Annotated in this window: 12 protein-coding genes; 5 read left to right on the top strand and 7 right to left on the bottom strand. The window is 69.8% G+C overall.

Translation table 11 applies throughout. The annotated features are described in order from the left end of the window. Positions 1 to 146: 146 nt before the first annotated feature. Positions 147 to 1,022, bottom strand: a complete 876-nt coding sequence (mmsB, locus tag VV867_RS08545) for a 3-hydroxyisobutyrate dehydrogenase (protein ID WP_328566107.1) — start codon at positions 1,020 to 1,022, stop codon at positions 147 to 149. A 117-nt stretch (positions 1,023 to 1,139) separates the two neighbouring features. Further along, positions 1,140 to 2,654 (bottom strand): CoA-acylating methylmalonate-semialdehyde dehydrogenase, encoded by a 1,515-nt coding sequence (locus VV867_RS08540; protein ID WP_109937288.1) that lies wholly within the window; start codon positions 2,652 to 2,654, stop codon positions 1,140 to 1,142. A 147-nt stretch (positions 2,655 to 2,801) separates the two neighbouring features. Between VV867_RS08540 and VV867_RS08535 the strand changes: the two genes are divergently transcribed. Further along, positions 2,802 to 3,698, top strand: coding sequence for a LysR family transcriptional regulator (locus tag VV867_RS08535; RefSeq protein ID WP_328566106.1), 897 nt, complete (start codon positions 2,802 to 2,804; stop codon positions 3,696 to 3,698). Positions 3,699 to 3,879: 181 nt separating this feature from the next. On the opposite strand, the gene VV867_RS08530 is transcribed toward VV867_RS08535, so the two are convergent. Both VV867_RS08530 and VV867_RS08525 read right to left on the bottom strand, forming a co-directional pair. Further along, complete coding sequence (locus tag VV867_RS08530) at positions 3,880 to 4,581, bottom strand: YebC/PmpR family DNA-binding transcriptional regulator (RefSeq protein WP_275629981.1); 702 nt, start codon at positions 4,579 to 4,581, stop codon at positions 3,880 to 3,882. Positions 4,582 to 4,712: 131 nt separating this feature from the next. Then, the gene (locus tag VV867_RS08525; RefSeq protein ID WP_109936983.1) at positions 4,713 to 6,107 is read right to left on the bottom strand and encodes an aminotransferase-like domain-containing protein; all 1,395 of its coding nucleotides are present in this window, start codon (positions 6,105 to 6,107) and stop codon (positions 4,713 to 4,715) included. A 165-nt stretch (positions 6,108 to 6,272) separates the two neighbouring features. On the opposite strand from VV867_RS08525, the gene VV867_RS08520 reads away from it, so the two are divergent. Together VV867_RS08520 and VV867_RS08515 are read left to right on the top strand one after the other, a co-directional pair. Next, positions 6,273 to 7,046, top strand: a complete 774-nt coding sequence (locus VV867_RS08520; RefSeq protein ID WP_328566105.1) for a class II aldolase/adducin family protein — start codon at positions 6,273 to 6,275, stop codon at positions 7,044 to 7,046. Between the two features lie 82 nt (positions 7,047 to 7,128). Continuing rightward, complete coding sequence (locus VV867_RS08515) at positions 7,129 to 8,160, top strand: ABC transporter substrate-binding protein (protein WP_328566104.1); 1,032 nt, start codon at positions 7,129 to 7,131, stop codon at positions 8,158 to 8,160. Here the strand turns inward: VV867_RS08515 and VV867_RS08510 are convergent. The 3 genes from VV867_RS08510 to VV867_RS08500 all read right to left on the bottom strand — a co-directional run bounded on the left by VV867_RS08510 (position 8,157) and on the right by VV867_RS08500 (position 12,654). Beyond that, complete coding sequence (locus tag VV867_RS08510; protein WP_275629982.1) at positions 8,157 to 8,789, bottom strand: class I SAM-dependent DNA methyltransferase; 633 nt, start codon at positions 8,787 to 8,789, stop codon at positions 8,157 to 8,159. The two genes, VV867_RS08515 and VV867_RS08510, sit on opposite strands and share 4 nt — an antisense overlap. A 418-nt stretch (positions 8,790 to 9,207) precedes the next feature. Further along, a complete protein-coding gene (locus tag VV867_RS08505; RefSeq protein ID WP_328566103.1) occupies positions 9,208 to 10,974 on the bottom strand; it encodes an acyl-CoA dehydrogenase C-terminal domain-containing protein in 1,767 nt (588 codons plus the stop codon). A 57-nt stretch (positions 10,975 to 11,031) separates the two neighbouring features. After that, entirely contained in the window at positions 11,032 to 12,654 is a 1,623-nt protein-coding gene (locus tag VV867_RS08500) for an acyl-CoA synthetase (protein WP_109936987.1), read from the bottom strand. A 165-nt stretch (positions 12,655 to 12,819) separates the two neighbouring features. On the opposite strand from VV867_RS08500, the gene VV867_RS08495 reads away from it, so the two are divergent. Together VV867_RS08495 and VV867_RS08490 are read left to right on the top strand one after the other, a co-directional pair. Continuing rightward, complete coding sequence (locus VV867_RS08495) at positions 12,820 to 15,069, top strand: PAS domain-containing sensor histidine kinase (protein ID WP_328566102.1); 2,250 nt, start codon at positions 12,820 to 12,822, stop codon at positions 15,067 to 15,069. Between the two features lie 23 nt (positions 15,070 to 15,092). After that, a complete protein-coding gene (locus tag VV867_RS08490) occupies positions 15,093 to 15,740 on the top strand; it encodes a response regulator transcription factor (protein WP_109936989.1) in 648 nt (215 codons plus the stop codon). Positions 15,741 to 16,124: the final 384 nt, after the last annotated feature.

The following is a 16,124-nucleotide window of genomic DNA, read 5'->3' as shown; positions in this document are numbered from 1 at the left end:
TTTCAGCCGGCACGGACAACCCCTCTCCCTTCAGGGCGGGGCGCACAGCCGAGGGCTGGGGAGAGGGTACGGAGTCAACCCAAAGCACCACTACCGCCGGTTGACTCCATTCGCGAGCTTACTCGCTCCTACGAGAGCGGTTGGCCTCACCCCTCCTGATACAGCTTCACGATCGCCGAAAAGTCCAGCTGGCCATTACCCTGGTTGCTGAAGGCCTGGAACAGCTGCTGCGCCAGCGCGCCGAGCAGCACCGGCTGACGTACCTGGCGCGCGGCCTCGCTGGCCAGGCCCAGGTCCTTGAGCATCAGGTCGGTGCCGAAGCCGCCGCTGTAGCCGCGGGCCGCCGGCGCGCCGGTGAGGGGGTTGTTCACCTCCGAGCTCCAGCAGCGGCCGCTGGAGGTGTTGATGATGCCGGCCAGCACCTCCGCGTCCATGCCCAGCTTCACGCCCAGGGACATGGCCTCGGCCACGCCTATCATGCTGATGCCCAGCAGCAGGTTGTTCGCCACCTTGGCCACCTGGCCGTTGCCGGCGCCGCCGCAGTGCACGATGTTCTTGCCCATGGCCGCCAATACCGGCCTGGCGTGCTCGAAGTCGGCTGCCTCGCCGCCGACCATGAAGGTCAGGGTACCGGCCGCGGCGCCGGCGGTGCCGCCGGAGACCGGCGCGTCGAGCATCGGGTTGCCGTGGGCCTGGGCCGCCGCCGAGACCTCGCGGGCGCTGTGCGGGTCGATGGTGGAGGAGTCGATCAGCAGCACGCCCGGCTGCACTTTCGCCAGCAGGCCGTCGGCGCCGAGGTAGACCTGCTTCACGTGGGCCGCCGCCGGCAGCATGGTGATGATCACCTCCACGTCGGCGCCGGCCAGTTCCGCCGGCGAGGCCACGGCCTTGGCGCCCTGGGCCACGGCGGCCTGCACGGCGGCGGCGGAGAGGTCGAAGACGCTCAGGTCGAAGCCGGCCTTGAGCAGGTTGGCGGCCATGGGGCCGCCCATGTTGCCGAGTCCGATGAAGCCGATGCGCATGGGGTTTCCCCTTGTTGTCGTTGTCGGGAGCAGGGCCCGCGCCGCGCGTGGCCTGCGGCCCCGGAGCTTCCTGCTGCGGGGCCTGGCCGGCGGGGCGCGCGGGCGGGTTTGCGGGGGTTACTTGAGGTGGATGGTGGTGTTCACCGCGCCGCCCACTTCGTTCTCGTCGAACCAGCGTTCGGTCACCGTCTTGGTCTGGGTGTAGAACTGCACCACCTGCTTGCCGTAGGGGCCCAGGTCGCCCAGCTTGGAGCCGCGCGAGCCGGTGAAGGAGAACAGCGGCACCGGCACCGGGATGGGCACGTTGACGCCCACCTGGCCGACGTCGATCTCTTCCTTGAAGTGCCGCGCGGCGGCGCCGGAGCGGGTGAAGATGGCGGTGCCGTTGCCGTTGGGGTTGGCGTTGATCAGCTCGATGGCCTCGTCGAGGGTCTTCACCGAGACCACGCAGAGCACCGGGCCGAAGATTTCCTCGCGGTAGATGCTCATCTGCGCGGTGACGCCGGAGAAGAGGGTCGGGGCGACGAAGTTGCCTTTCTCATAGCCGGCCACCTGCGGGTTGCGGCCGTCCAGCTCCAGCTTGGCGCCTTCCTGGATGCCGCGCTCGATCAGGCCGCTGACGCGGTCCAGGGCGGCGCAGGAGACCAGCGGGCCGACGTCGGTGTTGGCCTCGGTGCCGCCGCTGACCTTGAGGGTCTTGGCCTTGGCCACCAGGTCCGGGATCCACTCGTTGGCCTCGCCCACCAGGATCGCCACGGACACTGCCATGCAGCGCTGCCCGGCGGCGCCGAAGGCCGAGCCGGCGATGGCGTTGAGGGTCTGGTCCTTGTTGGCGTCGGGCAGGATCACGGCGTGGTTCTTGGCGCCCATCATGCACTGCACGCGCTTGCCGGCCAGCGAAGAGCGGTTGTAGACGTGGGTGCCGACGCGGGTGGAACCGACGAAGGACACGGCCTTGATGTCCGGGTGGTCGCAGATGGCGTTGACCACGTCGGGGCCGCCGTGGATCACGTTCAGCACGCCCGGCGGGATGCCGGCTTCATGGGCCAGCTCGACCAGGCGCATGGTCACCATCGGGTCCTGCTCGGAGGGCTTGAGGACGAAGGTGTTGCCGGTGGCGATGGCCATCGGGAACATCCACAGCGGGATCATCGCCGGGAAGTTGAACGGAGTGATGCCGGCGCACACGCCCAGTGGCTGCAGCAGGGTGAAGGTGTCGACGCCGCCGGCCACGTTGTTGGCCAGTTCGCCCAGCTGCAGGTTGCCGATGGCCGCGGCGTGCTCGACCACCTCCAGGCCGCGGAACACGTCGCCTTCGGCGTCGGGCAGGGTCTTGCCCTGTTCGGCGGTGAGGATGGCCGCCAGTTCCTTCATGTTCTCGCGGATCAGCTGCTGGTACTTGAGGAAGATGCGTGCGCGGGCGCCGATCGGGGTTTTCTTCCAGGTCTTGAACGCGGCCTTGGCGCTGGCCACGGCGCGCTCGACTTCATCGCTGGTGGCGAAGGGCACGCGCGCCAGGACTTCCTGGGTGGCGGGGTTGATCACCTCGCGCCATTCGCTGCTGGTGGATTCGACGGGCTTGCCGTCGATGAAGAGTTTGACCGTGGGAACGGCAGCATTGGTGGTACTCATCGGAACTCCCAGCCTGCGGCGGTTTGTTGTTATGGGCCTTGGGGCGAGCCTCAAGGAGGTTGGGTTGATCCTAGCAGTGCATTTTTGATGAATTCAATGCGGTGATGTGCAAGCATGCTCTGCGTTTTTGCACAATTGGAGCCGGCGATGGACTGGGACAACCTGCGTTTCTTCCTCGAACTCTCCCGCGCCGGCAAGCTCACCGTGGCCGCGCGGCGCCTGGGCGTGGACCACACCACGGTGGCGCGGCGCCTGCAGGCGCTGGAAAAGAGCATCGGCGCGCAGCTGCTGGTGCGCGAACCTTCCGGCTACCGCCTGACCGAGGCCGGGCACGGGCTGTTGCCGCAGGCCGAGGCCATGGAAAGCGCCTGCAAGGTGATCGAGAAGCGCCTGGCCGGGGCGGAGGACAACCTCTCGGGCAAGGTGCGCATCGGCGCCACCGAGGGCTATGGCTCGACCCTGCTGACCTCGCAGCTGGTGGAGCTGAACCGCCGCCACCCGCACCTGGGCGTGGACCTGCTGGCGGTGCCGCGGGCGCTGCAGCTGTCGCGCCACGAGGCGGACATCGTCATCACCCTGGAGCGCCCCGGCCGCGGGCCCTACCTGATCACCCGGCTGACCGACTACGTGCTGCGCCTGTATGCGGCCAGGGACTACCTGGCCGAGCGCGGCCCCATCCGCAGCCGCGACGACCTGCGCAAGCACGCACTGGTGGGCTACGTCGACGACCTGCTGTACAGCAAGGAATTGCAGTACCTGGACGAGATCGGCCGGCCGCTGCACATGGCCCTGCGTTGCACCAGCATCCTGGCCCAGCAGCGCGCGGTGGCCGAGGGCGCCGGCCTGGCCATCCTGCCGGCGTTCGCCGCGGCGGAGGACCCGACGCTGCAGTCGGTGCTGCCGGGCGAGATCGAGTTCGTGCGGACCTTCTGGATGCTGATGCCCACGGAGCTCAAGGACATCGCGCGGATGCGCACCACCTGGGACTTCCTCCGCGAGAAGGCCGAGGCGAGCCAGGCGGTGCTGATGGGGCGGGGAGCGTAGGGCGAATAACGCTCCGCGTTATCCGCCGTTTGGCCTTGGTCGAACCCCGCTCGGGGGCGAGCCTGGGCATTCTGGGTGGGAGCGCCTGGCTCAGCCATGGCGTTGGCGATGAAAAAGGTGAAACGGCGTATAACCGCGAACGGTTATACGCCCTACGCCCCTGGGGACCCGGCGCGTGGAGTCAGGCCAGGCCGACGTACAGGTTCTGCACGTCGTCGTTGCCGTCCAGGGCGTCGAGGAAGGCTTCGACTTCCTCCAGTTCCGCGCCGGACAGGCTCACCGGGTTCTTCGCCTTGTAGCCGAGCCTGGCCGAGACGACGCTGAAACCGTGCTCGGGCAGGGCGCGGCAGACGGCGTCCAGGTCGGTGGCGTCGGTGAGGAACAGGGTGTCGCCGTCTTCCTCGCCGGGCTCGAAGTCCTGGGCGCCGGCCTCGATGGCGGCCAGTTCCGGGTCGGCGTCACTGCTGGCCGGGGTCGCTTCGACCAGGCCCAGGTAGTCGAAGTCCCAGGCCACCGAGCCGGAGGCGCCGAGCTGGCCCTTGCGGAACAGCACGCGGATTTCCGCCACGGTGCGGTTCACGTTGTCGGTCAGGCATTCGACGATGACCGGCACGCGGTGCGGGGCGAAGCCTTCGTAGACCACGCGCTCGAAGCTGGCGCCGCCGTCGAGCAGGCCGGCACCTTTCTTGATGGCGCGCTCCAGGGTGTCGCGCGGCATCGAGGCCTTCTTGGCCTGCTCGACCACCAGGCGCAGTTTCGGGTTCATGTCCGGATCGGCGCCATTGCGCGCGGCGATCATGATTTCCTTCGACAGTTTGCCGAAGACGCGGCCCTTGGCGTTGGCGGCGGCTTCCTTATGTTTGGCTTTCCACTGGGCGCCCATGGTGTTCTCTTGGCTGGTTCGTGATGGGCGGCAAGTCTAAGCGCTGGCGCGGCGCCTGGCGATATCCGCCGGATCGACGCGAATGAGTCACCTTGTAGGTGCGCGCCCTGCGCGCGATTCGCGGGCAGGCCCTACGAAGAGCCGTCCTGGCGGGCGAGGAAGTCGTACAGCCGCGCGTCCAGCGAATGGGCGACGTTGAAGCGCAGCCAGGGCACGGTGCGGCCGTCGGGCATGAACAGCTGTCCGGGGAACAGCAGGATCTTCGCCTCCTTGGCCCGTTCGGCGAGCAGGGTGGCGTCGGCCACCGCGCGGTGGCGGGCCCAGAGGAACAGCCCGGCGCGCGGTTCGTGGAACAGCTCCAGGCCGGCCGCCTCCAGGCGCCGGGCCACGCTGTCGTGGGCCTCGCCGAGCTGTTCGCGGAGCTGGCGCACGTGCTTGCGCTGGCGGCCCTGGAGGAGGATGTCCAGGGCCAGTGTCTCGGTGAGTTCCGAGCTGGTCAGGCCGGCGACCATCTTCAGCGGCACCAGTTCCTCGATCAGCTCCGGGTGGGCGGCGATGAAGCCCACCCGCAGCGCCGGGGCTATGACCTTGGACAGGCTGCCGATGTAGATCACCCGCGCCAGCTGGTCGAGGTTGGCCAGCAGCAGCTGGCCGGCGGGGTCGAGGTCGGCGTAGATGTCGTTCTCGACGATCAGGAAGTCGTACTTCTCCGCCAGCTGCAGCAGGCGGTGGCTGGCGGCCAGCGACAGGCTGGCGCCGGTGGGGCTCTGCAGCCGCGCCTGGGTGAAGTAGACCTTGGGCCGGTACTCGCGCACCAGCTGTTCCAGGCGCTCCAGGTCCAGGCCGTCGGCGCTGCGCGGCACGCCCAGCAGTTGCGCGCCCTGCAGGCGCAGGTTGAGGAACAGGTTGTGGTAGCCGGGCTCGTCCACCAGCACCGGGTCGCCGCGCTGCACCAGGTAGCGCACCGCCAGGTCCAGCGCCTGGCTGGCGCCGCTGGTCAGCAGGACCTGCTCGGGGCTGGCGGCCACCCCGGCGTCGGCCAGGCGGTCGGCGAGCTTGCCGCGCAGGCGCGGGTTGCCCTTGCTGTGGCCGTAGTTGCCGAATTGCCGCGGCTCTTCCCGGGCCAGGGTGCGCAGGCCGCGCAGCAGGCCCTCGGCGTCCAGCCAGTGCTCGGGCAGCAGGCCGACGCCGGGGCGCAGCTCCATGCCCAGGGGCTGGAACACCTTGTGCAGCAGCAGGTGGGCGTCGAAGTCGAACTCCGGCGCGGGCGCCTCGGCGGCGTCCTCGCTGGCCGGGCCGCGTACGTAGAAGCCGGCGTTGGGCACGGCGTTCAGGCAGCCGCGCGCCACCAGGCGGTCGTAGGCCTCGACCACGGTGAAATGGCTCACCCCGTGGCTCTGGGCGAACCTGCGGATGGAGGGCAGCTTGGCGCCGGGGCGCAGGCGCTGCTCGTCGATGGCCTGGGCGATGCCTTCGACGATCTGGGTGACCAGGGGCGTTTCGCAAGTGGGGTCGAGCAACAGCATCGAAGCGTCCGGTAGGGGGAAACGGAAACTGTACAGGCCACGCGACCATAACAGCACTGCAGGCACTCCATCGCCCCTGTGCATGGCGGCGCCACGGCGGGCGCCGCACACTCCGGGGCAGAACGCGGCGCCTACGCCGCGCGAGCCTGATAACAAGGATTTGCCATGCGCGACACAGCTTACAACATCGACCCCGCGAGTATTTCCGCCGAAGAGTGGCAGGCCCGCTGCGACCTCGCCGCGCTGTACCGGCTGGTTGCGTACTTCCGCTGGACCGACCACATCGACACGCACATCTCCGCCCGCGTGCCGGGCGAGCCGGGCCACTACCTGATCAACCGCTACGGCGTGATGTTCCACGAGATGCGCGCCTCGGACCTGGTCAAGGTCGACCACGCCGGCGACGTCATCGACCCGCGCTTCGGCCCGAACAGCGTCAACCGCGCCGGCTTCAACATCCACTCGGCGGTGCACGCCGCGCGCCCGGACGTGGCCTGCGTGATCCACACCCACACCGCCGCCGGCATCGCCGTGTCGGCCCAGGAGGACGGCCTGCTGCCGATCAGCCAGCACGCGCTGAAGTTCCACAACCGCCTGGGCTACCACGAGTACGAAGGCATCGCCCTGGACCCGGACGAGCGCTCGCGGCTGGTCCGCGACCTGGGTTCGAACATGGCGATGATCCTGCGCAACCACGGCCTGCTGGCCGCTGGGCGCTGCATCGCCGAGGCCTTCAACCAGATCTATTTCCTCGAGCGCGCCTGCCAGGCCCAGGTCCAGGCCCTGGCCGGCGGCCGCCAGTTGCGCTACCCGCCGGAGGCCGTGCGCGAGCGCGTGGCCGTGCAGGAGGAAGAAGCCCTGGCCGGCGGCCTGCACCTGCTGGCCTGGGAGTCGGCCCTGCGCCTGATCGCCGACGGCGAGGCCGACTACCGCAGCTGATCCCTTTGCGTGCGTCCCGGCCCGCAGAGGCCGGGCGCCTAGCGTGCTTGAAATCTGCCAACAACAAAGCCAAGAGGTGGAAATGAAGAACCCGATAGCGGTGGCCCTGCTCATGGGCCTGGCGTCCGGCGCCATGGCGGCCGACCTGAGCGTGATCTCCTTCGGCGGTACCAGCAAGGACGTGCAGACCGAAGCCTTCTACAAGCCCTTCGAGAAGGCCACCGGCAACAAGGTGATCGCCGGCGAGTACAACGGCGAGATGGGCAAGATCAAGGCCATGGTCGACACCCACAGCGTCAACTGGGACGTGGTCCAGGTCGAGGGCCCGGAACTGCTGCGCGGCTGCGACGAGGGCCTGTTCGAACAACTGGACCCGGCGCGCCTGGGCAATGTCGCCGACTACGTGCCGGGCACCGTGTCCGACTGCGGCGCCGGCCTGCTGGTGTGGTCCATGGCCATGGCCTACGACGCCAAGCGCCTGAGCACCGCGCCGACCGGCTGGGCGGACTTCTGGGACACGCAGAAATTCCCCGGCAAGCGCGCGCTGCGCAAGGGCGCCAAGTACACCCTGGAGATCGCCCTGCTGGCCGACGGCGTGCCCAAGCAGGACATCTACAAGGTGCTGTCCACCCCCGAGGGTGTGAACCGCGCCTTCCGCAAGCTGGACCAGATCAAGCCGTCGATCCAGTGGTGGGAGTCCGGCGCCCAGCCCATGCAGTTCCTCGCCAGCGGCGACGTGGTGATGAGCACCGCCTACAACGGCCGGGTGTTCGCCGCCCAGGAGGAGGGCGCGCCGATGAAGGTGGTGTGGAACGGCAGCCTGTACGCCATCGATTCCTGGGCCATCCCCAAGGGCAGCCCGAAGAAGCAGGAGGCGGAGGACTTCATCGCCTTCTCGCTGCGCCCCGAGCAGCAGAAGATCCACACCGTGAAGCTGGGCTACGGCTCGGTCAACAAGCAGACCACCGCGCTGCTCGACCCGGCCCTGGTGGAGCGCCTGAACACCGCGCCGGCCAACCTGGAGCAGGCGGTGCCGGTGGACTTCGCCTTCTGGGTGGACCACGGCGAGGAGCTGGAGCTGCGCTTCAACGCCTGGGCGGCCAAGGCCAACTAGGGCTCGGCGCGGCGCCACACGCTGGCCAGCCAGGGCTGCTGCTCGCGCGGCAGCCCGGCGGGCCGGTAGTAGTGTTCCAACTGCTCGAAGCCCGCCGCTTCGAGCAGCTGCTTCCAGTGTTCCCAATCGTGGTAGGCGCCGTAGCGCGGGCCGTTCCAGCCCTCGGCATTGTCCCCGCGCGGGTTCGAGGCGAACAGCACGCCGCCGGGCTTCAGCGCCGCACGCAGCTCGCCCAGCACCCGCGGCAGTTCCTGGCGCGGCACGTGGAACAGGCTGGCATTGGCATAGATGCCATCGAAGCGCGCCGCCGGCAGGTCCAGCGCCAGGAAGTCCTGCAGCCACACCTCGCAACCGCTGGCCTGGCGGGCCATCTCGACGAAGTTCGGGCAGCCGTCCAGGCCCACCGGGGCGTGGCCCAGGGCCTTGAAGGTGTTCAGGTCGCGGCCGGGGCCGCAGCCGAAGTCGAGCAGGGCGAAAGGCGCCTCGCCATGGATATGCCGCAGCAGGGCGGCGATGTTCTGGCTGACGTCGTGGTCGCGGGTGCCTTCGCGGAAGGCCTCGGCGCTGTCCTGGTAGTGCTGCAGAGTGAGGCGGGAGATGTCGCGCAGCGTCTGGTCGTCTAGGGGCATGGCGGGCGTCGGTGGGTCGCTGGGACGGTCATTCTACGCCGGGCGGTGGGGTAATGGGGGGCTGGGGGGCTTGTAGGAGCGAGCTTGCTCGCGAACGGTGCCAGCCGATAGCAGCGGTGTTTGGGATGAACGCCGTCCCCTCTCCCCAGCCCTCTCCCTGAAGGGAGAGGGGGCTTGTCCGTGCCGGCTGCAAGGATGGTTTCAACCGGATGCCGCAACGTCCGGCTGACTCCAGAACATCAGCGTCTGCCCAACGGTCCCCTCTCCCTTCAGGGAGAGGGTTAGGGAGAGGGCGCTCTGCAGCACAGGCACCACCCCCAACCGACAGAACACCCTTCGCGAACAAGCTCGCTCCTACGAAATAAAAAAGCGCGGCACACCCCCGAAGGGCTGGCCGCGCAACACGCTCAACAGGGAATCAGAACTGCCCGGCCTCCAGCGCGTAGAGGCTTTCGCTGCCGGCGCGCACGGCGCTGGCCAGGGACTGGGTGCGCGGCAGCAGGCGGGCGAAGTAGAAACGCGCCGTGGCCAGCTTGGCGCTGTGGAAGTCGTCGGCCTGGCCGGCGGCGGCACGGGCCATGCGCGCCCACATGTAGGCGTAGGCGGTGTAGCCGAACAGGTGCAGGTAGTCCACCGCCGCAGCACCCGGCTCGCGCGGGTCTTGCCTTGCGCGCTCCTGCAGTTGCCGGGTCAGGGCTTCCAGTTGGCCGAGGGCGTCCACCAGCGGGGCGCTGAATTCATCGTCCGGGGCGGCTTCGGCGAAGGCGCGGATTTCCCCGGCGAACAGCGCCAGCAGCTCGCCGCCGTTGGCCAGCACCTTGCGCCCGACCAGGTCCAGGGCCTGGATGCCGTTGGTGCCTTCGTAGATCTGCGCGATGCGCACGTCGCGCACCAGTTGCTCCTGGCCCCATTCGCGGATGTAGCCGTGGCCGCCGAACACCTGCTGGCCGTGCACGCAGCTTTCCAGCCCGGTGTCGGTGAAGAACGCCTTGGCCACCGGGGTGAGCAGCGCCACCAGGCCTTCGGCGCGGCTGCGCTCGGTGGTGTCGTCGCTGTACTTGGCGATGTCCAGCTGCTGCCCCAGGTAGGTGGCGAAGGCGCGGCCGCCCTCGGTCAGGGCCTTCATGGTCAGCAACATGCGCCGCACGTCCGGGTGATTGATGATCGCGTCGGCGGCCTTGTCCTTCTGCTGCGGGCCGGTCGGCGCGCGGCTCTGCAGGCGTTCGCGGGCGTAGCCGAGGGCCGCCTGGTAGGACATCTCGGCGCAGCCGATGCCCTGGATGCCGATGGACAGGCGCTCGTAGTTCATCATGGTGAACATCGCCGCCAGGCCCTTGTTCGGCTCGCCCACCAGCCAGCCGGTGGCGCCGTCGAAGTTCATCACGCAGGTGGCCGAGGCCTTGATGCCCATCTTGTGCTCGATGGAGCCGCAGCTCACGGCGTTGCGCGCGCCGAGGGCGCCGTCGTCGCCCACCAGCACCTTGGGCACCAGGAACAGCGAGATACCCCGCGAGCCCGCCGGCGCGTCGGGCAGCTTGGCCAGCACCAGGTGGATGATGTTTTCGGTCAGGTCCTGTTCGCCGCCGGTGATGAAGATCTTGGTGCCGCTGAGGGCGTAGCTGCCGTCCGCCTGCGGCTCGGCTTTCGTGCGGATCAGCCCGAGGTCGGTGCCGGCGTGGGGCTCGGTCAGGCACATGGAGCCGGCCCAGCGGCCTTCGTACATGGCCGGCAGGTACTTCTGCTTCAGTGCCTCGCTGGCGTGGGCGTCCAGCGCCAGGCAGGCGCCGGCGGACAGGGTGGAGTAGAGGGCGAAGCTGGCGTTGGCCGCGTAGACCATTTCCTCGAACTGCACCGAGAGCATCTTCGGCATGCCCATGCCGCCGTACCCGGGGTTGCCGGCCAGGCCCACCCAGCCGCCCTCGGCGTAGGTGGCGTAGGCCTCGCGGAAGCCGGCCGGGGTGCTGACCGCGCCGTCCCGCCATTGCGCGCCCTGTTCGTCGCCGCTGCGGTTGAGCGGGGCGAGCAGGCCGCCAGTGAGCTTCGCCGCCTCTTCGAGGATGGCCTCGGCGGTGTCGGCGTCGACGCGCTCGGCCAGGGCCGGCAGGCGCTGCCAGAGGGCCGGGGCGTCGAACACGTCGGTGAGCAGGAAGCGCATGTCGCGCAGCGGAGCCTTGTAGTCGGGCATGAGGGTACCTCGGCGCCCCGGCCAGGCCGGGGCGCTATCGCAAGTGGGAAGGGGACGTCAGAGCTTGTGGGCCCAGTCGCGCAGGACGAATTTCTGCACCTTGCCGGTGGAGGTCTTCGGCAGTTCGGTGAAGACCACCGTCCTGGGCACCTTGAAGCCGGCCAGGTGTTCGCGGCAGAAGGCGATGACCTGCTCGGCGGTGGTGTCGGCATGGCCGGTCTTGAGGGTGACGAAGGCGCAGGGCGTCTCGCCCCAGCGCTCGTCCGGGCGCGCCACCACGGCCGCCTCCAGCACCGCCGGGTGGCGGAACAGCACGCCCTCGACCTCGATGGTGGAGATGTTCTCGCCGCCGGAGATGATGATGTCCTTCAGCCGGTCGCGGATCTCCACGTAGCCGTCGGGGTGCCACACGGCCAGGTCGCCGGTGTGGAACCAGCCGCCGGCGAAGGCTTCCTCGGTGGCGCTGGGGTTCTTCAGGTAGCCCTTCATCACGGTGTTGCCGCGCATGAAGATCTCGCCGACGCTCTGGCCGTCGCGCGGCACCGGCTCCAGGGTCTTGGGATCGGCGACCATCACCCCTTCCAGAGTCGGGTAGCGCACGCCCTGGCGCGACTTGATCTTCGCCCGTTCGTCCAGCGGCAGCGCGTCCCACTCCTCGTGCCAGGCGCACACGGTGACCGGGCCGTAGACCTCGGTGAGGCCGTAGACGTGGGTGACGTGGATGCCCATTTCCTCCACTGCGCCTATCACCTTGGCCGGCGGCGCGGCGCCGGCGACCATGGCGTGCACCGGGTGGTCGATGGCGGCCTTGGCCGAGTCGGGCATGTTGATCAGCGCGTTGAGCACGATGGGCGCGCCGCACAGGTGGCTGACGCGGTGCTCGCGGATCAGGGTGAGGATCTTCTGCGGGTCCACCCGGCGCAGGCACACGTGGGTGCCGGCCAGCGCGGTGACCGTCCAGGGGTAGCACCAGCCGTTGCAGTGGAACATCGGCAGGGTCCACAGGTACACCGGGTGCTGGCCCATGGACCAGGTCATCTGGTTGCCCAGCGAGTTCAGGTAGGCGCCGCGGTGGTGGTAGACCACGCCCTTGGGGTTGCCGGTGGTGCCGGAGGTGTAGTTCAGCGAGATGGCGTCCCACTCGTCCCGCGGCCAGGCCCAGGCGTACTCGGGGTCGCCCTCGGCCAGCAGGGCCTCGTAGTCCAGGCTGCTGACTGGCTCGCCCTCGCCGTATTCCGGGTCGTCGACGTCGATCACCAGCGGCGGGTGGTCGAGCATGCCCAGGGCGGCGCGGATCACCTCGTGGAACTCACGGTCTGTGATCAGAACCTTGGCCTCGCCATGCTGCAGCATGAAGGCGATGGCCTCGGCGTCCAGGCGCACGTTGAGGGTGTTGAGCACCGCGCCGATCATCGGGATGGCGAAGTGCGCCTCGAGCATCTGCGGGGTGTTGGGCAGCATCACCGCGACCGTGTCGCCGCGGCCGATGCCGCGCCAGGCCAGGGCCGAGGCCAGGCGCCGGCAGCGCTGGTAGGTTTCGCGCCAGGTGCGGCGCAGGCTGCCGTGGATCACGGCGGTGCGGTCGGGGTAAACGCTGGCGGTGCGTTCGATGAAACTCAGCGGGGTCAGCGCGGTATGGTTGACCGGGGCAGGCGCGAGACCCTGTTCGAAGATCGACATGTAGATACCCTGTGGCTGATTGTTAGCTCATTGTTCTTGGCCGCCTGCAGGCTTGTCGGGCGGCTGATGGGGCGATTTATAGCAATCCCGAGATTGTTATGGAAGTACAACCATATGCTTATGGTATAAATACTAGATAAAGACAAAAGCACCCGGACCGCCTCCATGCCTGAACTCAATACCCTGGTGCGCCTGCTCCGCGAGCCCGCGCCCCTGGCCGCCCAGGCCGACGCGCTGCTCGCCCTGTGCCGTGCCCGCGCGCCCCTGGCGCGTGCGCTTTACCTGGCCTGGCGGCCGCGCTCGCGCAGCTACGAGGCGCTGGGCGACGAGCGCCTGCCACCCGGCGCCGGCGACCCGCTGCAGGCCAACGACGAGGCCCTGCACGCCGCCTTCGCCGGGCGCCGCGACATGCCCCTGGACGAACTGCTGGCGTTGCCCGGCTGGCTGGGCGGGCGCCTGCGCCGCGCCGGCTGGAGCCACGGCCTGGCGCTGAACCTGGCGCTGGGCGGCGAACCCGGCCTGTTGCTGCTGGCGGCGCCGGAGGCGGCCGCGCCCTGGCTGGGCTGGATCGGCGAGCTGCTCGGCGAAGTGCTCGCGCTGGCCGGGGGCGCTCGGCGCAGCGCGCCGCTGCTGGCCGCCGAGCCGCTGCCGGCGTTGCTGCTGGATGGCGACGGGCACCTGCTGGACGGCAACCCGGCCCTGCGCCGCCTGGCCGCCGAGCTGGGCCTGGAGGACGTGCGCGAACTGCTGCCGAGCAACCATCGCGAGCTGCTGCGCAGTTGCCTGGCCCAGGCCCGCGCAGTACAGGACGCGCCCAGCGAGCAGGGCGGCCGGCACTTCCTCTGGAGCTTCATCCCCGACGCCGGCCAGGCCGAGGTGCTGGTGCGCGGCCGCGAGGCCAGCGCGCAGATCGCCGGCGAACGCGAGGCGGCGCGGGCGCGGCGGCTGTACCGGCAGATCATCGAGAACACCAGCGACCTGATCTCGCGGCGCACCCTGGACGGCGTCATCCTCGACGCCTCGCCCTCGTCCTGGCCGCTGCTGGGCTACTGGCCGGAGGAGATGCGCGGCCAGTCGGTGCTGCCGCTGCTGCACCCGGATGACCGCAAGCGCGTGGCCCGGCATACCCGCGACGCCCTGGAGCAGGACGGCTACGCCACCCTGACCTACCGCCTGCGCCACCGCGACGGCCACTACCTGTGGTTCGAGACCGCCAGCCGCGCCATCCGCGAGACCTACACCGGGGCGGTGGTGGAGGTGGTCAGCGTATCCCGCGACATCACCGCGCGGGTGCGCGCCGAGGAGAACCGCCGGCGCCTGGCCGAGGTGGTGGAGGCCAACGCCGACCTGGTGCTGTTCGTCGACGCCGGCGGGCGCCCCAACTATGCCAACCCGGCGGCGCGCAAGGCGCTGGCGCTGGGCGAGGAAAGCCTGCCGGCGAGCCTCGACGGGCTGTTCGACGAGGCCCTGCTGCGGCGCCTGGCGGCAGAGGGCTGGAACGCTGCCGACGGCCAGGGCGTATGGCGCGCCGAAGGCCAGCTGCGGCCGCTGGGCGGCGGTGCGCCGGTGCCGGTGTCGCTGGTGCTGCTGGGCCACCGCGCGGCCGGCGGCGAGCGCTACTACTCGCTGGTGGCCCGCGACATGACCGAGCGCGAACTGCGCGAAAACCAGCAGCGTCGCCACCAGGACGAACTGGCCCACAGCGCGCGCCTGGTCACCCTCGGCGAGCTGGCCTCGGGCATCGCCCACGAGATCAACCAGCCGCTGGCCGCGGTGGTCAACTACGCCGGCGCCAGCCAGCGCTACCTGGCGGCCCTGGGCAGCAACCCGGAGGCGGCGCAGCGCGTGGCCCAGGGCCTGGCGCGCATCACCGAGCACGCCAACCACGCCTCGGAAGTCATCCGCCGCCTGCGCGCCTTCCTGCGCAAGGGCCAGCGCCGCCTGCAGGCGCTGGACGTCAACGAACTGGTGCGCGAGTCCCTGGGCCTGTGCGCCTGGGAAGCGGGGCAGGGCGGGGTAGCCATCGCCCAGGCGCTGGCGGAGAATCTGCCGCCGGTCTACGCCGACCGGGTGTTGCTGCAGCAGGTGCTGCTGAACCTGCTGCGCAACGCCATCGAGGCCAACCGCGAGCGCCACGCCGGCGCGCCTTCGGCCATCGCCATCGGTTCGGCGCTGGAGGCGGACGGGCGGCTGTGCGTGTGGGTGGAGGACAACGGCCCGGGGGCCGACGAGCAGACCCTGGAGCGCATGTTCACGCCCTTCTACAGCAGCAAGCCGGACGGCCTGGGCCTGGGGCTGTCGATGAGCCGCGGCATGGTCGAGGGCTTCGGCGGCACCCTGGACGCGCGTCCGGTGGTCGACGGCCTGCGCCTGGAGTGCCGGCTGCCGGCGGCCGGCGAAGGGGGGCGGGGATGAACGGGGAACGGAAGGAGCAGGGGATGGAAGTGCCGCAAGAGGCGGTGGTGTACGTGGTGGACGACGACCCGGGCATGCTCGAGTCCACCGTCTGGTTGTTCGAGTCGGTGGGCCTGAAGGCGCTGCCCTTCACCAGCGGCCGCGATTTCCTCGACGCCTGCCCGGCGGACGCCCACGGCTGCGTGCTGCTGGACGTGCGCATGCCCGGCCTGGGCGGGCTGAGCGTGCAGGAGGAAATGCGCCGGCGCGGCCTGGAGCTGCCGGTGATCTTCGTCAGCGGCCACGCCGACGTGCCCATCGTCATCCGCGCCTTCAAGGCCGGCGCGCTGGACTTCATCGAGAAGCCCTACAACGAGCAGCTGCTGCTCGACAGCGTGCAGCAGGCCCTGCAGTCCCGCGCCCGCCAGCACGCCTCGCGGGCCGGCCTGGGCGAGCTGGACGAACGCCTCGCCGCGCTCACCCCGCGCGAGCGCGACGTGCTGCTGCCGCTGGTGCGCGGCTACACCAACCGCGAGGTCGCCGAGCAGCTGGACATCAGCGTGAAGACCGTGGACCTGTACCGCGCCCGGGTGATGAAGCGCATGCAGGCGCAGACCCTCGCCGACCTGGTGGGCATGGCCATCGCCGCCGGGCTGGTGGACCCGCTGCGGTTGCGGCCGGAAGAGGCCTAGAGCACCCTCACCCCAGCCCTCTCCCAGAGGCAGAGGGGGCCGTTCGGCGTCAACCTGTAGGAGCGGGCCCTGCCCGCGATTCGCGCGCAGGGCGCGCTCCTGCAGGGGAATGGCGCGAGCGGGGCAGCGTAGGAGCGGATTTATCCGCGATTGTGCTGCCCGGGATCGACATATCGCGGACGGAGTCCGCTCCTACGACCGTGCCTCCCTGGAGCCGTAGGGCGGATAACCGTTCGCGGTTATCCGCCGATACACCGGGGCCATAGCCAGCGCCAAGGTCAACCCTGGCGCCGCCGGAAGCCAAGGCCAAACGGCGGATAACGCCATAGGCGTTATGCGCCCTACGTGAAACGCCGCTGACCACCGAGGCATCCCCGGGGAGCT

Source organism: Pseudomonas sp. JH-2, assembly GCF_036231725.1.
GTDB lineage: Bacteria > Pseudomonadota > Gammaproteobacteria > Pseudomonadales > Pseudomonadaceae > Pseudomonas > Pseudomonas delhiensis.
The sequence above is the reverse complement of the archived record's forward strand: the minus strand, read 5'-3'. Positions and strand labels throughout refer to the sequence as shown.